Origin of the sequence: Enhydrobacter sp. (genome assembly GCF_030246845.1) — a bacterium.
Taxonomy (GTDB): Bacteria; Pseudomonadota; Alphaproteobacteria; order Reyranellales; family Reyranellaceae; genus Reyranella.
The window spans coordinates 912195-928225 of sequence record NZ_CP126889.1 but is presented as its reverse complement, the minus strand read 5'-3'; the positions used below and the strand labels follow the sequence as shown (position 1 = coordinate 928225).

12 protein-coding genes are annotated in these 16031 nt (G+C 67.2%); 8 read left to right on the top strand and 4 right to left on the bottom strand.

Going from position 1 to position 16031, the window contains the following annotated elements:
• Positions 1–8 precede the first annotated feature (8 nt).
• The 4 genes from OJF58_RS04805 to OJF58_RS04790 all read left to right on the top strand — a co-directional run bounded on the left by OJF58_RS04805 (position 9) and on the right by OJF58_RS04790 (position 3743).
• Positions 9–977 carry a 2-dehydropantoate 2-reductase gene (locus OJF58_RS04805; protein WP_300782065.1) on the top strand — a complete coding sequence of 323 codons (969 nt, stop codon included), beginning with the start codon at positions 9–11 and terminating at the stop codon, positions 975–977.
• Position 978: 1 nt separating this feature from the next.
• On the top strand, positions 979–1401 hold the full coding sequence (locus OJF58_RS04800; RefSeq protein ID WP_300782062.1) for a GNAT family N-acetyltransferase: 423 nt from the start codon (positions 979–981) through the stop codon (positions 1399–1401).
• Positions 1402–1591: 190 nt separating this feature from the next.
• A complete protein-coding gene (locus OJF58_RS04795) occupies positions 1592–2983 on the top strand; it encodes a selenium-binding family protein (protein WP_300782060.1) in 1392 nt (463 codons plus the stop codon).
• Between the two features lie 136 nt (positions 2984–3119).
• A complete protein-coding gene (locus OJF58_RS04790; protein WP_300782057.1) occupies positions 3120–3743 on the top strand; it encodes a hypothetical protein in 624 nt (207 codons plus the stop codon).
• Positions 3744–3749: 6 nt separating this feature from the next.
• Here the strand turns inward: OJF58_RS04790 and OJF58_RS04785 are convergent, their stop codons facing one another.
• A complete protein-coding gene (locus OJF58_RS04785; protein ID WP_300782054.1) occupies positions 3750–4604 on the bottom strand; it encodes a uracil-DNA glycosylase in 855 nt (284 codons plus the stop codon).
• Positions 4604–5668, bottom strand: coding sequence for an alpha/beta fold hydrolase (locus OJF58_RS04780; RefSeq protein ID WP_300782052.1), 1065 nt, complete (start codon positions 5666–5668; stop codon positions 4604–4606). The genes OJF58_RS04785 and OJF58_RS04780 overlap by 1 nt, the downstream gene beginning before the upstream one ends.
• Positions 5669–5785: 117 nt before the next feature.
• On the opposite strand from OJF58_RS04780, the gene OJF58_RS04775 reads away from it, so the two are divergent.
• The 3 genes from OJF58_RS04775 to OJF58_RS04765 are packed head-to-tail and all read left to right on the top strand — an operon-like array spanning position 5786 to position 10089.
• On the top strand, positions 5786–7441 hold the full coding sequence (locus OJF58_RS04775) for an electron transfer flavoprotein-ubiquinone oxidoreductase (RefSeq protein WP_300782050.1): 1656 nt from the start codon (positions 5786–5788) through the stop codon (positions 7439–7441).
• Positions 7442–7446: 5 nt separating this feature from the next.
• Positions 7447–9225 (top strand): tetratricopeptide repeat protein, encoded by a 1779-nt coding sequence (locus OJF58_RS04770; protein ID WP_300782048.1) that lies wholly within the window; start codon positions 7447–7449, stop codon positions 9223–9225.
• Between the two features lie 9 nt (positions 9226–9234).
• Positions 9235–10089, top strand: a complete 855-nt coding sequence (locus tag OJF58_RS04765) for a 4-(cytidine 5'-diphospho)-2-C-methyl-D-erythritol kinase (protein WP_300782046.1) — start codon at positions 9235–9237, stop codon at positions 10087–10089.
• 17 nt (positions 10090–10106) lie between these two features.
• Here OJF58_RS04765 and OJF58_RS04760 read toward each other — a convergent pair whose 3' ends face one another.
• A complete protein-coding gene (locus tag OJF58_RS04760; RefSeq protein ID WP_300782044.1) occupies positions 10107–11357 on the bottom strand; it encodes an SEL1-like repeat protein in 1251 nt (416 codons plus the stop codon).
• On the bottom strand, positions 11354–12421 hold the full coding sequence (locus OJF58_RS04755; RefSeq protein ID WP_300782042.1) for a COX15/CtaA family protein: 1068 nt from the start codon (positions 12419–12421) through the stop codon (positions 11354–11356). Before OJF58_RS04755 ends, OJF58_RS04760 begins: the two co-directional genes overlap by 4 nt.
• Positions 12422–12521: 100 nt before the next feature.
• On the opposite strand from OJF58_RS04755, the gene OJF58_RS04750 reads away from it, so the two are divergent.
• Positions 12522–16022 (top strand): FAD-dependent oxidoreductase, encoded by a 3501-nt coding sequence (locus OJF58_RS04750; RefSeq protein ID WP_300782039.1) that lies wholly within the window; start codon positions 12522–12524, stop codon positions 16020–16022.
• The last annotated feature ends 9 nt before the right edge of the window (positions 16023–16031 follow it).

The window sequence follows — 16031 nt, the reverse complement described above, 5'->3', positions numbered from 1 at the left end:
GCAGGCGCGTGACCTCGATCTGCGTCTTCGGCGCAGGCGCAATCGGCGGGCTGATGGCCGCCAGGCTCGAGATGGCCGGAATGCCGGTGACGGTCGTGGCGCGCGGCCCGCACTACGAGGCGATGCGCGCCAGGGGACTCGTGCTGCTGAGCGACGGCCGGAAGACAGTCACGAAGCCCCGGGTCGAGACCGACCCCAGGGACGTCGGCCCGCAGGACTATCTCGTGCTGACCCTCAAGGCGCATTCGCTCATCCCGGCAATGGCGCAGCTCGAGCCCCTGATCGGGTCCGGCACGACCATCGTCGCGGCGATCAACGGCGTGCCCTGGTGGTACACCTACAAGCTCGGCGGCGACTTGGAGGGGCGACGCGTCGAGGCCGTCGATCCAGCAGGCGTCGTGTCGGCCGGCCTGCCGCCCGAGCAGACGCTGGGCTGCATCGTCTATCCGGCGGCCGACGTCGTCGAGCCGGGCGTGGTCGAGCACACCTACGGCGACCGCTTCACCCTGGGCGAGCCCGACGGCAGCCGCAGCGCGCGGGCCGGCAAGCTCTCGGAGCTCCTGATCAAGGCCGGCCTCAAGGCGCCGGTGCGACCACGCATCCGCGACGAGCTCTGGGTCAAGCTCTGGGGCAACATGGCGTTCAACCCGGTGAGCGCGCTCACCGGCGCCACGCTCGACAAGGTGCTGGCCGATCCCGGCACGCATGCCGTCTGCCGGGCGTTGATGATCGAAGGGCAGGCCGTGGCCGAGAAGCTCGGCGTCAGGTTCGCGATCGACGTCGACAAGCGGCTGGCCGGCGGGGCCGAGGTCGGCGCGCACAAGACCTCGATGCTGCAGGACCTCGAGCGCGGCCGACCGCTCGAGATCGAGGCGCTGCTGGGGGCCGTGGTCGAGATGGCGGGATGGGTCGGCGTCGACATGCCGATCGGCCGTTCGATCCTCGCGCTCGTTCGGCAACGGGCGGAGATGCGCTGATATGCAAGAGCTCGAGCTGGTGTTCGATCAGGCGGAGAACGGCGCCGATGCCGAGCGCGTCCGCAACGGCGTGATCTACCACAACTTCGCCGCTACGGGCGTGTCGGCCTACTATCCCGTCAACTTCTATCTCAAGACCGAGCGCGGCGAGGTCATGGGTGGGCTGCTCGGCATGGTCTGGGGCGGCTGTCTGCACATCTCGTTCGTCTGGGTCGACGAGGCGGTCCGCGGCCGGGACAATGGAACGCGCCTGATGGATGCCGCCGAAGCCTATGCGCGGGAGCGACATTGCCATACCGCGACCCTCGACACCCATTCCTTCCAGGCACGCCCCTTCTACGAGAAGCGCGGCTACGAGGTGTTCGGCACGCTGGACGACTATCCGACGGGCCACAAGAAGTTCTTCCTGAGGAAGAAGCTCTAGAAGGAGAGTTTTTGCCGCCCGCCCGTGATAGTATCGGCGCGGACCGAGTTCCGGAAACAGCGTCATCCCGTGTACGGCGTCTGCTTTGAGCGAAGCCGAAGACAGGGACGTTCATTCGGCATCGCCAGAGACCCCGAGCGTCGCTCGGGACGACACCATCTTCCGAGTTGCACGAAGAGGGAGGTGCGTTATGGCGACATGGACACCCGACCCCAGTTTCTATCCTTCACCGCGCATGGCGATGAAGGCGCCGGCGGAAACGCTGGCCTACGTGGCCGCCTTCGATCCGCAGCGCGCACAGCCGGATGCAATCGCCGTCGTCGACGTCGATCCCGGCTCCCCGGGCTACTCGACGATCGTGGGCAGCGCTGCCATGCCCAATCTCGGGGATGAACTGCATCATTTCGGCTGGAATGCGTGCTCGTCCTGTCTCTGCCCGAATGCGCCGCATCCCCACAGCGAGCGGCGCTACCTGATCGTGCCGGGCCTCAGGTCGTCACGCATCCACGTGCTCGACACCAAGCCCGATCCGCGCAAGCCCGCCATCGTCAAGGTCGTCGAGCCGGCCGAGGTCGCGGAACGGGCAGGCTATACGCGGCCCCATACCGTGCATTGCGGCCCCGAAGGCATCTATGTCGCGGCGCTCGGCAATCGCGAAGGAAAGGCGCCGGGCGGCGTCTTCCTGATGGACCACGAGAACTTCGATGTGCGCGGCCAGTGGGAGATGGACCGCGGGCCGCAGCAGCTCGCCTACGATGCGTGGTGGCATCTCGGTCACGACACGATGGTGACCAGCGAATGGGGGACGCCCGATACCTTCGAGAACGGGTTGAATCCGGAAATCCTGCTCGGCGCGAAGTACGGGCGGCGCCTGCATTTCTGGGACTTGCACGGGCGCAAGCACGTGCAGACCATCGATTTCGGCGACAAGCAACAGCTCGTCTTCGAGCTCAGGCCGGCGCACAATCCAACGAAGGCGTACGGCTTCGTCAACTGCGTCCTGAGCCTCGAGGACCTGTCGTCGTCGATCTGGACCTGGTATCGCGATGGCGGGAAGTGGGCGGTCAGGAAGGTGGTCGAGATCCCGGCCGAGCCGGCGCACGAGGACCAGTTGCCGCCGGTCCTGAAGGGCTTCAAGGCCTGCCCGCCGCTGGTGACCGACATCGATCTGTCGATGGACGACCGGTTCCTGTACGTCGCATGCTGGGGGACCGGCGATCTGCGCCAGTACGACGTTTCCGACCCGTTCAATCCCAGGCTGACGGGCAAGGTGCGGATCGGCGGCATCGTCGCCCGCGCCGCCCATCCCTCGGGCACGGGCCCGCTGAACGGCGGGCCGCAGATGGTCGAGATCAGTCGCGACGGCCGGCGCGTCTACTTCACCAATTCGCTTTATGGCGCGATCGACCAGCAATTCTATCCCGACGGCATCGACGGCTGGATGGTGAAGCTCGATGCCGAACCGGCCGGCGGCATCACCTTCGATTCGCGGTTCTTCGTCGAATGGCCCAAGTCGCATCGGCCGCACCAGGTTCGGCTCGAAGGCGGCGACTGTTCGTCCGATTCCTTCTGCTATCCTTGACGCACGCCCCGCTGATGGGAGCCGCTACCGCACCTCCGGTGTCATCCCGAGCGCAGCGGAGGATCCTTGATCGAACGCCGCCAAAGATCGCCCACTTCGTTCGGGACGACACGGCCGGGACAAGGGCTCCTCGGCCATGAGCGACCCTTGGCCCTGGATCGTCGTGGCGGGGCTGGGCGCCTTCCACGGTCTCAATCCGGCCATGGGATGGCTGTTCGCCGTCGCGCTCGGGCTGCATCGCAACGAGCGTCGCGTCGTCTGGCTCTCGCTGCTGCCGATCGCCGCCGGACACGCGCTGTCGATCGCGCTGGTCGCGGCGGCGGTCGTGTCTGTTGGCATGCCGATCGACGGGCGCGCGCTCGGCGTCGTTGCCGGCGCGATACTGATCGCATGGGCCGTCTATCACTGGCGCTACGGGTCACATCATCGCGTGCGGGTGGGCCTGCAGACCGGCCTGCTCGGTCTCGGCGTGTGGTCGTTCGCAATGGCGACGGCACACGGCGCCGGCCTGATGCTGTGGCCCGCACTGATGCCGCTCTGCTTTCCCGGCGGCACCGCCGCTTCGGCGGCTGGGCCGATCGGGCCCGCTCTTGCCGGCGTGGGCCTGCATACCCTCGCCATGCTCTCGGTCACGGCTTCGCTTGCGATCGTCGTCTACGAATGGGTCGGGCTCGCGATCCTGCGCAGCGCCTGGATCAATCTCGACCTGATCTGGACCGTGGCGCTCGTCGCAGCGGGCCTCTGGCTTGTCCTCGGCTGACGGCGTTCAGGCGGTGAGCTCTTTCAGCTTCTTGTCGACGGCGAGCAGGTCCAGCCAGCTCAGGCGCTTGCTGGCGGGCGTGCGCAGCAGGTAGGCGGGGTGGAAGGTCGGCATGGTGGGAAGCTCGGTGCCGTCTCCGAGCCGATAGCTCACCCACTTGCCGCGCATGCGCGTGATGCCTTCGGTGGTGTCGAGCACGGCCTTGACCGACGTTCCGCCGGCCAGGATCAGGACCTTCGGCCGAGCGAGCTCGATGTGGCGCCGCGTGAAGGCGAGGCACATCGCCTGCTCGGCGACGGTCGGCGTGCGGTTGCCGGGCGGCCGCCAGAACAGGATGTTGGTGATGTAGAAGCCGCCATCGCGCGTGAGGCCGATCGCCGCCATCATGCGGTCCATGAGCTGGCCGCTCACCCCCACGAAGGGCTTGCCCAGCCGATCCTCGTCGCCGCCCGGCGCCTCGCCCACGATCATCACGGGCGCCCCCGGCGTGCCGTCGGCGAACACGGTATTCTTCGCGGTCCGCTTCAGCGCGCAGCCCTCGAAAGCCCGTACAGCCGCTTCCAGCTCGGCGAGCGTGTTGCAGCTTTCGGCGAGCGCCCGCGCATCCTCGACGAGCTGTGGCGATTCGATCGGCACAGGAGCACGCGTCACCGGCGACGGCACGGGCGATCTCGGCGGCGTCGGTGCCGCTGGACGTGTCGACGATGCCCTCGCCGCAGCGGCAGCGGGCGCGGCGGGAGCGGGTGGAGGCACGGCGAAACGATCGACCTGCTCCTCGTCGATGGCCTCGTCGACACCCTGATCGATGTACCAGCGCAGCAATGCAACGAGATCTTCGGTCGCGATCGCCATTTCGGCCATCACAGGCTCTTCAGGAATGCGCCCAGGATCGGCGCCCATAGCGGCGCATCGGCATGGCTTGCCATATGGCCCTTGTTCGAGGGCAGCTCCACATAGGTAACGTCGACGCCAGCCTTGCGCATGTCCATGACGTAGCCCGGGCTCAGCCCGATGTCGAACAGCTTGTCGGTCGGCGACTGGACGTAGAGCACCCTGGCCTTCTTGAGCTTGTCATACTGGTCCGTGATGTCGAAGGTGCCGATCGCCTTGCGCAGCACCAGCATCGAATGGCCGTCGTAGACCTGCGCCCAGGCTCTGGCATTGGCCCGGATCGCCGCTTCCCGCGCCTTGGGATCGGGCACGGTCTTGGCCAGGATCTCGTTCTGGCCATAGCTCATCAGCGTTTCGAAGCGGATCTGCTCCAGCGTCGCGGTGATGCCGCCGTTCTCATAGTACCAGCCGCCGTTCCAGTTGGGGTCGCTGGCCAGCCTTTTCCGCAGCGCCTCCAGCCGGTCGATGCCGGACGGCGCGCGCGGCGCTGTCACGGACGGGACGACCGCCTTCATGAAGCCGGGATAGGACGCCGCCCATTGGAACGACTGGAACCCGCCCATCGACGGGCCGATCACCGCGACGAGTCGCGGGATGCCGAACGAATCGACCAGCAGCTTCTGGCTCGCCACCATGTCGCGCAGCGTGATGTCGGGAAAGGTCGGTCCATACGGCTTTCGGGTCCGTGGATCGGTCGTGTTGGGCCCGGTGCTGCCGTGGGCGGATCCGAGCGCATTCACGGCGATCACGAAATGGCGATCCGTGTCGACCGCCTTGCCCGGCCCGATCAGCGCGTCGAACCAGCCCGGCGACCCTTCGGCGACGCCACGACCGGCCTTGCCGCGGGCATTGCGGCCGGCGGCGTGATGGCTCGAAGTGTAGCCATGGACGACCAGGATGGCGTTGTCGCGCTGAGGCGCGAGGGTGCCATAGGTCTCGTAGGCGAGCTCGAGAAGAGGCAGGGTTTGCCCGTTTTCCAGCCGGAAATCGCTGGCCGTGAAGATTTTGCTCTCGATTTCAGTCAACTCGGCCATGGGAATGCCCCTTTCAGCAGGTAGCGATCCAGCCCCCGACAGGCTATTTACCGCGAAAGGATTGCCGCCGGTCTCGGCTGCGTCCATCTGGAAAAGGCACTGCAGAGCGAGACGGGAATGGCACGCGAGTCGATGGAATATGACGTGGTGATCGTCGGCGGCGGCCCGGCCGGGCTGTCGGCGGCGATCCGGCTGAAGCAGCTCGCGGCCGAGCGCAATCATGACGTGTCGGTCTGCGTGCTGGAGAAGGGTTCCGAGATCGGCGCCCACATCCTGTCTGGCGCGGTGATCGATCCGATCGGCCTCAACGAGCTCATTCCCGACTGGAAGGAGAAGGGTGCGCCGATCGAGACCCAGGTGAGCGACGACCAGTTCCTGTGGCTCACGAAGACGGGCTCGTTCCGCTTTCCCAACGTCATGCTGCCGCGGCTCATGAACAATCACGGCAACTACATCGTCAGCCTGGGCGAGGTGTGCCGCTGGCTCGCGCAGCAGGCCGAGGCACTGGGTGTCGAGATCTACCCGGGCTTTGCCGCAGCCGAGGTGCTCTACGCCGAGGACGGCTCGGTGAAGGGCGTGGCGACCGGCGACATGGGCATCGCCAGGGACGGCCATCACAAGGACAGCTACACGCCCGGCATGGAGCTGCATGCCAAGTACACGCTGATCGCCGAAGGCGCGCGCGGCTCGCTTTCCAAGATGATCATGAACCAGTTCGACCTGCGCGCCGGAGTCGATCCGCAGAAGTTCGGCATCGGGCTCAAGGAGCTGTGGCAGGTCGATCCCGCCCGGTTCAAGAAGGGACTGGTCGTCCACTCGCAGGGCTGGCCGCTGTCGGAGACGGGCAGCCAGGGCGGCTCCTTCATGTACCATTTCGGCGACAACCTGGTGGCGATCGGATTCGTCGTCCATCTGTCCTACGAAAACCCATATCTCTCGCCGTTCGACGAGTTCCAGCGCTTCAAGACGCACCCGGAGGTCGCCAAATACCTGCAGGGCGGCAAGCGGCTGGTCTACGGCTCGCGCGCCATCAACGAAGGCGGCGTGCAGTCCGTGCCCAAGCTCACCTTCCCCGGCGGCGCCCTGATCGGCTGCTCGGCGGGCTTCGTCAACGTGCCGCGCATCAAGGGCAGCCACAATGCGATCAAGAGCGGCATGCTGGCGGCCGAGGCGGCATTCGAGGCCCTGGCCGGCGGCAAGACGGGCGGCGACGAGCTGATTGCGTATCCCGTGAAGCTCAAGGCTTCATGGGTCTGGAAGGACCTCGACAAGGTGCGCAACGTGAAACCGGCCCTGAGATGGGGCTCGGTCATGGGCACGCTCTACGGCGGCTTCGATATGTGGATGCACGATCTCGGCATCCGCCTGCCCTGGACGTTGCGCCATCACAAGGCCGACCACGAATGCCTGCGGCCGGCGGCCGAGTTCCAGCCGATCCAGTATCCGAAGCCGGACGGCGTGATCTCCTTCGACAAGCTCTCCTCGGTGTTCCTGTCGAACACCAACCATGAGGAGGACCAGCCGGTCCACCTGCGCTTGCGCGACCCGTCGATCCCGATCGCGGTCAATTTGCCGCTCTACGCCGAGCCGGCGCAGCGCTATTGTCCGGCTGGCGTCTACGAAGTCGTCACTGCCGACAACGGCCAGCCCCGGTTCCAGATCAACGCGCAGAACTGCGTCCATTGCAAGACGTGCGATATCAAGGACCCGGCACAGAACATCGACTGGACGGTGCCGGAAGGCGGCGGCGGCCCCAACTATCCCAATATGTGACAGGCATGCGTTCCACCCCCCTCGCGCTGCTCTCCACAGCCCTGCTGCTCGTGCTGCCCATGTCCAGCCATGCCGAGCCGAACGGGGCTGCCGGCAAGGGGCGGACATCGCTCACGCTGCCGCAGCGGCCGCTTCCGCCCGAGGCGATCTCCGTCGCCGGCCGTTATCTCGCTGCGCGTGTGGCCGAGGAAGATCACGACTATGAGATCGGGGCGCAGCAGCTCGATCATGCGCTGGCCGAGGCGCCGAACGATCCGACGCTGGTTTACGCTGCCTTTCGCCTGCATGTGTATGCCGGCGACTTCGAGACCTCGGTGCGCCTCGCGCCCAAGGTGCTGGCCACCAGGCCCGGCGACGGCTTCGCCAATCTTGTGCTGACCGTCGACCAGGTGAAGCGCGGCGAGTACCGGAAGGCCGAGCAGCAGCTCGGCCATATCGGCGCGGAGAACCAGCTCGGGCCGTTGCGAGACTTCGTCGTCGCCTGGCTGAAAGCGGGCGAGAAGGATTTCGCCGCTGCCCGCGAGATCCTCGCGCGGCTGAAACCCCAGGAGGGCGATCGTTCCGAAGCGCCCTCGCTCGTCATCCGGGCACAGATCGACGAGCTGGCCGGCGATCGTGCCGCGGCCGAAGCAAAGTACCGGCGCGCCGCCGATCTCGACCCCAGCGGCCTGCGCATCGCCGTTGCGACCGCCGAGGGGCTGCGTCGTCTGGGCAAGGGCGCCGATGCGCATGCGCTGCTTCAATCCTACGCCGAGAAGTATGGCGACTCCGTCGTCATGGATGGACTGCTGGCGGCCAACGCCCCCGCACCCAAGCCACCGACCCCCGCCACCGGCATCGCCGAGATCATGTTCGATATCGGCGGCATCCTGGGGTCCGATCAGCGCAACCAGAGGACCGATCTCGCCCTGATCTTCGAGCAGCTCGCCGTCGAGCTGAAGCCCGACCTCGATTTCGCCTGGCTGATGATCGCGGGCATCGACGAGCAGTTCGGCAAGGACGCCAAGGCGATCGCTGCGCTCGGCAAGATCGGCCCCCATTCGCCGCTTTACTGGCAGGCGAGGCTGCGTACCGCCACGCTCGACGCGCAGGAAGGGCATCTCGACGAGGCGGTGCGCCGCCTGCGCGAAATGGCGGCCGAGAAGCCGGAACGCATCGATGCCGCCCTCACGCTGGCCGACCTCCTGCGCAGCAAGGAGCGCTACAAGGATGCGGTCGCCGCCTACGACATGGCGATCCTGCGGATCAAGAAGCCCGACGAGAAGTACTGGCCGGTCTATTTCGGGCGCGGGATCTGCCTGGAGCGGATCAAGCAATGGCCGCGCGCCGAAGCCGACATGAAGAAGGCGCTCGAGCTCTCGCCCGACCAGCCTTATGTGCTGAACTATCTCGGCTACACCTGGATCGACCAGGGCATGCATCTCGACGAAGGCATGAAGATGCTGAAGCGGGCGACCGAGCTCAGGCCCGACGACGGCGCCATCACCGATTCGGTGGGCTGGGCCTATTACCGCCTCGGCCAGTACGATGAAGCCGTGAAGTGGCTCGAGCGGGCGAGCGAGCAGAAGGGCGACGACGCGACCGTCGTCGAGCATCTGGGCGACGCCTACTGGCATGTCGGCCGCCATCGCGAGGCACGGTTCGAGTGGCAGCGCGCCCTCAACCAGAACCCCGACAAGGATCGTCTGCCGATCCTGCAGGACAAGCTCGCCAACGGCCTCAATGCCTCCAACGACAAGCCGACCGTCTACGAGAAGGCCGCCGAAAAGAACCAGGGCGGTTGATCGGCTGCGATGGAGCCGGGGGGCGAGGTCGAGACCGCTCGGGCGAAGGTCAATCTCTGGCTGAATGTCGTCGGCCGTCGCGACGACGGCTATCATCTGCTGCACTCCCTGGTCGCCTTCGCCGATCTCGGCGACACGTTGCGCATCGCGCCTGCGGACGGTCTGTCGCTCGTTGTCGAAGGGCTGGGCGCCGCCGATCTGCCGACGGGCGACGACAATCTCGTGCTGAGGGCGGCACGTCTGCTGGCCGGCGAGTCGGGCGAAAAGGCTGGCGCCGCGTTCCGGCTCGTCAAGCGAATTCCAGCGGCCGCCGGCCTGGGCGGCGGCTCGGCCGATGCCGCTGCGGCGCTGCGCGGCCTCTGCCGGCTGTGGCGGCTCGGCCTGCCGAGTGCCACACTGTCGGCACTCGCCGCGCGACTGGGCGCGGACGTGCCGATGTGCCTCGGACAGCGCGCCTGCCTGGCAAGCGGGGTTGGCGAGAAGCTGGAGCCCGCACCGTCGCTGCCGAGTTGCGGCCTGGTGCTGGTTAATCCCGGCGTTGCGCTGTCGACGCCCCAGGTCTTTGCCGCACGGCGCGGCGATTTCTCGCCACCACGGCCGATCGACCGGCCGTGGTCGGACCTGGCGGGCCTCGTGGCGGCATTGGCCGTGCGCGGCAACGACCTCACCGAGGCGGCGGTCGCGATCCAACCGGTCGTGGGAGAGGTTCTGGTGGCGCTGCGCGGGACGCGGGGCGTGCGCTACGCCGCCATGAGCGGCAGCGGCGCCACCTGCTTCGCGCTCTATGATACGGTCGCCGCGGCCGAACGCGCGGCGAATGACTTGCCAGCACCATGGTGGCGCCATGTCGGCCACTTGCGCTGACTTCTATGAAGCCATCTCTAAGGCTTGGCTACGGCGCGCTTCAGGGCGATGTAGAGGTCCTTCGACGGCTCTCCTGTCTCGGCAAGCCCGACGCCGCGCTGGAACGTGCGAATGGCGTTGCGCGTCACCGGCCCCAGGACGCCGTCCGGCTTGTCGTGCAGCAGCTTGAGGTCGAGCAGGGCCTGCTGGATCGCGCGCACCTGGTCGGCCGCCTGGCCCGGCCACCCGATATCCTGGTCGGAAGGCGTGGAGGATTCCGGCGGCGGCAAGGCCGGTGCCGGCAACTGGCCCGGCGCCCGGCGCTGCGGCGACGTCGCTTCGACGATCTCGCGGATCTCGCGTTGCCCCAACTCCGCGGCGCGTTGCAGCTCGGCCGGCGTCATGACCCGCTGGAGATCCTGCGCCCGGCGTGCCGCATTCTTGGCGAGCGGCGTCTCCTTGCCGTCGTGGCTGCGTCGCTCGAACTGCGCCGCCAAGGTGAACCAGGCGACGGCGGCGGCGTTGTCCTTGGTCGCCACGTCACCCTTCTCATAGATGTCGCCCAGCGCGAACATCGACGCGGTCATGCCCTGGTGGGCGGCGGCAAGCAGCAGCTTGATCGCCTCCGTTCCGTCGCGCGCCGCGCCTTTGCCTTCGCGCAGCATCAGGGCGAGATTGTGCTCGGCGGCCGGAAGGCCTTTCTCCGCCGCGCGGCGATACCATTGGGCGGCCCGGCTGGAGTCCCGCTCGACGACGAAGCCGTTCTCGTACATCACGCCGACGTCGAAGGCCGCGTCGGAGGAGCCGAGCTCGGCCGCATGCAGCATCCAGCCGGCGCCGGCCTGAGGATCCTTGGCGATGCCGATGCCGAGGATAAGGCGGCGCGACATCTCCACCATCGACGGCAGATCGTGCGCCTCGGCCTGCTTGCGCAACAGCTCGATCGGCAGCGATGCCGGGCTGCTCGGCGGCGGCGCTCCAGCGGCGGACTTGGCAGCGCCTGCTGCAGGAGTTGTCCGCTCGAATTCCGCCGCCGTCGGTGGTGGTGGCGCGTCGGGTGGTGCCGGCAGGGCGAAGTCGTGACCGAAGGCCGGTGGCGCGGGCGGTGCGGCACCATCCTTTGCGGCGGACGCCGGCTTCTCTTCCCTGGGCCCGGGCGAGGAGGGCGCCTCGATCGTGGCGACGGCAAGCGCGCCGAGGGCAACGGCGACGCCCAGCACGCCCAGCGGCAGGCGGGAAGGGCGCGCGGAGCCTGTGCGATTGGCCGGCTTGTCGTGAGGGCCGCTCATCCTCGGACAATAACCGACAGCGGACGGCTGGGAGAAGGCATCGCCCGGTGGCGAACGACGATCAGTGTGGTCAACAGCAGGACGGCGCCGGCCTGATGGATGGCCGCCACCGCGATCTCCACGCCGCTCAGAATCGTGGCGACGCCGAGGCAGAACTGCACCACGACCATGGCGCCCGCGGCATAGGCTTCGGGCCGTCGCACCCGCCACGCCATTATCAGCACGCCGAGCGCGAGGAGCTTGGCGAGCCAGCGATGGATGAACTGCACTGTCGTGCCGTTGTCGAAGATGTTGATCCACCATGGCGAGCTGTCGAACATGCCGGGCGGGATCCAGTATCCCGACATGGTGGGGAAGGTGTTGTGCATGAGGCCGGCGCGCAGGCCAGCCATGAGCGCACCGAAGGTCATCACGACGAAGACAAAGACCATCAGCCCCGTGGCTGCGCGCCGCGTCCCGCGGTCGTTGCGGCGGACTTCGCCCGGGCTGAGTTCGAGCACCAGCCAGACCGTGTAGGCATAGAGCGCCACCGCCGCCAGGAGGTGTGCCGCCAGCCGGTAGTGGCTGACCGAGGGCCGGTCGACCAGCCCCGACGCCACCATTGCCCAGCCCAGCGCACCCTGCAGGCCGCCCAGCACGAGGAGGCTGACGAGCCGCAGCTTCAGGCCGGGCGACAGGCGCCCGCGCAGCCAGAACCAGGCGAGCGGCAGCGCGACGGCGAGACCGATCAGCCGCCCCCACAGGCGATGGATGAATTCCAGCCAGAAGATTTGCTTGAATTGCGCGACGTTGAAATCAGGATTCACCAATCTCCCCTGCGGCGAGGAAAGATATTCCTTCAGCTCCGCCTGCCACGCCTGCTCGCTGAATGGCGGGATCACGCCGGTGATGGGATGCCATTCGACCATCGACAGGCCCGACTCGGTCAGTCGCGTCAGCGCACCGAGCGTGATCATGACCAAAATCATCGCGGCAACGACGATCAGCCAGTTGCGCACGGCGGTGGGAACGGTCTTCATGGCGGCCGGACCATGGGGGAAGCGCAACGCCTCGTCATCAGGCATTAATGTCGCGAATCAACGCCACCTTGCGCTCTTCAGGCTCCTTGGCTAATCGGTTCGTGTACGAACAAATCACCCCTCCCTGCATCCGGATATTTCGACAATGACGGCGCCTCGGTTCGGTCCCTCGCTCGCTCACGGGCTGGGCTTCGAAGATCTCTATGAGCGCGACGGCCTCGCCCGACTCGATGCGGCATTCGTCGCCTGGCTGAAGGAGGTCGATGTCGATGTCCATGCCCGCCTGATGGCGGCGCGCACAACGCCCGATACGCTTGCCGCGAAGGAGGAGTCGAACCTCCTGATCGAGCTTGCGCGGTCGCTCGAGGATTTCGTGGCGGAGCTGTTTGGCGTCGCGTCCGACGCATCGGCGCTACGTGCCCGTCACATCACGCTGGCGCCGCTCTACGATTGCAAGCGGCTGTTCGTGCAGCGTTACGTGACGCGCGCCATCAAGCCCGATGTCGCCGCGGCGCTCGATGGCGCCGCGGTGACGAAGGCGATCAAGGTGGGGGCGAAGCTCGAGGACGGGCTGGAGGCCTGGGATCTCGCCTTCGCGCTCGCCGTGCGCGATCTGATCGGTGCGGAGTTCAAGGTCGAGACACCGACGCCCGAGGTCGAGGCGCTGACGCGTTATGCCGCCTGGGCCTTGCACAATCCCGAAGGCAAGCGGCGCCATCGCGACGGACCTCTGTTCAAGGTGCCGCACAAGCTCGATTTCGAGCATCTGGTGCCGGTCGAGACCGAGGTGGTGGATGGCGTCACGCGTCTGAAGCTGCCGCGCCCGCTGCTGCGCCACCGCGAAGGCTTTGCGCTCACCGATGGAGGCTTCGGTCTCGTGCGGGCGCTCGATCACGCCAACTACTGCATCTGGTGCCACAACCAGGGCAAGGACAGTTGCTCCAAGGGGCTGAAGGACCGCAAGACGGCGAAGTTCCAGAAGTCGCCGTTCGGCGTCACGCTCGCCGGCTGCCCGCTCGAGGAGAAGATCTCGGAGATGAACCTCCTCAAGAGCGAGGGTTTCTCGCTCGGCGCGCTGGCCGTGGCGATGATCGACAATCCGTTGGTCGCGGCGACAGGGCACCGCATCTGCAACGACTGCATGAAGGCCTGCATCTACCAGAAGCAGGAGCCGGTCGACATCCCGCAGATCGAGACCCGCACGCTCAAGGACGTGCTGGGCCTGCCCTGGGGCTTCGAGATCTACTCGCTGCTCACGCGCTGGAACCCGCTCAACCTGCGCCGCCCGATTCCACGCCCCGCCACCGGGCGCAGCGTGCTGGTGGTCGGCTTGGGCCCGGCTGGCTTCAATCTCGCGCATCATCTGATGAACGACGGCCACACCGTGGTTGCCATCGACGGCCTCAAGATCGAGCCCCTGCCCGCCAAGCAGTCGGGAGTCGAGGCCGACGGCAAGCGCGTGCCGTTCGACGCGGTAAAGGACGTCGCCGACCTGCGCGAGGATCTCGGCGACCGCGCCATGGCCGGCTTCGGCGGCGTCGCCGAGTACGGCATCACCGTCCGCTGGGACAAGAACTTCCTGAAGATGGTCCGGCTCCTGCTGGAACGCCGCCATCAGTTCTCGATGTTCGGCGGCGTGCGCTTCGGCGGCACGGTGACGGTCGAAAGAGCCTTCACCATGGGCTTCGACCATATCGCGCTCTGCGCCGGCGCCGGTAAGCCCACCGTGCTCGACATGCCGAACGGCCTCGCGCGCGGCGTGCGCGCGGCGTCCGACTTCCTGATGGCGCTGCAGCTCACCGGCGCGGCCAAGAAGGAGTCGATCGCCAACCTGCAGGTGCGCCTGCCGGTCGTGGTGATCGGCGGCGGCCTGACCGCGATCGACACCGCAACCGAGTCGCTCGCCTACTATCCGCTGCAGGTGGAGAAGTTCCTGTCGCGCCACGAGACGCTGGTCGCCGAGCGCGGCGAGGCCACCGTGCGGGCCGGCTGGAGCGACGAGGAGCGCGAGATCGCCGACGAGTTCATCGCTCACGCGCAGGCGATCCGGGCCGAGCGCGAGGCCGCGGCGAAGGAAGGCCGGGCACCCGAAATCGCCAGGCTGGTGAATGGCTGGGGCGGCGTCACCATTGCCTATCGCCGTCGCCTGATCGATTCGCCGTCCTATACGCTCAACCACGAAGAGGTGCTGAAGGCGCTGGAGGAGGATATCCGCTTCGCCGAGGGGCTTTCGCCGGTTGCCGTCGAGATCGATGCCAACGGGCATGCCAAGGCGATTCGCCTGGAAGGCCAGCAGGCGGGCGAGAAGGTGACGGCCGTCCTGCCCGCACGCACCATCCTGGTGGCGGCGGGCACGCAGCCCAACACGGTGCTGGCCCGCGAGGATGCCGCGCACGCCTTCATCGATGGCAAGTATTTCCGCGCACTGGACGAGGAGGGCGAGCCCGTGACGCCGGAGCGCGTCGCCAAGCCCGACGATGTCCACGTGCTAATGTATCGCCACGGCGACGGCCGCTTCATGTCGTTCTTCGGCGACCTGCATCCCTCGTTCGCCGGCAACGTCGTGAAGGCGATGGGCGGCGCCAAGCAGGGCTACCCGATCCTGACGCGCATGATGGCGCGGCTGCCGGCGCCCCGGCGCTCGCCGGCCGATATCCTGGCCGAGGCGAACCGCGAATGGCGGGCGCGCGTGGTGCGTGTGGATCGCCTGACTCCTACGATCGTCGAGGTCGTGGTCGAGGCGCCGGCCGCGGCCAAGACCTTCGAGCCGGGCCAGTTCTATCGCCTGCAGAACTACGAAGCGCGCGCGAAGAGGGTCGAGGGCACCCTTCTCACCATGGAGGGTCTGGCGCTCACGGGTGCCTGGGTCGACAAGGAGAAGGGCCTGCTGTCGCTGATCGCGCTCGAGATGGGCGGCTCGTCAGACCTCTGCGCGCTCCTGGAGCCCGGCGAGCCGGTGATCGTGATGGGCCCGACGGGCACGCCGACCGAGATCGAGCCCGACGAGACGGTCGTGCTGGCAGGCGGCGGGCTCGGCAACGCCGTGCTGTTCTCCATCGGCCAGGCGTTCCGGCGCGCGGGCAGCAAGGTGCTCTATTTCGCGGGCTACAAGCGCGTGATCGACCGCTACAAAGTCGAGGAGATCGAGGCGGCGGCCGATGTCGTGGTCTGGTGCTGCGACGAGGCGCCGGGGTTCGAGCCGTCGCGACCGCAGGACAAGGCGGTGGTCGACAATATCGTCGAGGCGATGCGCAAATACGCGGCCGGCGAGCTCGGCGATCAGCCGATCCCGTTCAACGACGCCGACCGGCTGATCGCCATCGGCTCGGACGGGATGATGAACGCCGTGCGGCTCGCGCGGCACTCGGTGCTGAAGCCGCACCTCAAGCCCGACCATCGTGCAATAGGGTCGATCAACTCCCCCATGCAATGCATGATGAAGGAGATCTGCGCCCAGTGCCTGCAGCTCCACAAGGATCCCCAGACGGGCAAGGAGACGGTGGTCTTCTCCTGCTTCAACCAGGACCAGGAGCTCGACCGGGTCGACTTCACCTGCCTGCGTCAGCGCCTGCACCAGAACAGCGCGCAGGAAAAGCTGGCCGCTCTCTGGATCGACCGGACATTGCGCAAGCTGGGAGCGCGATAGGACAAGGAT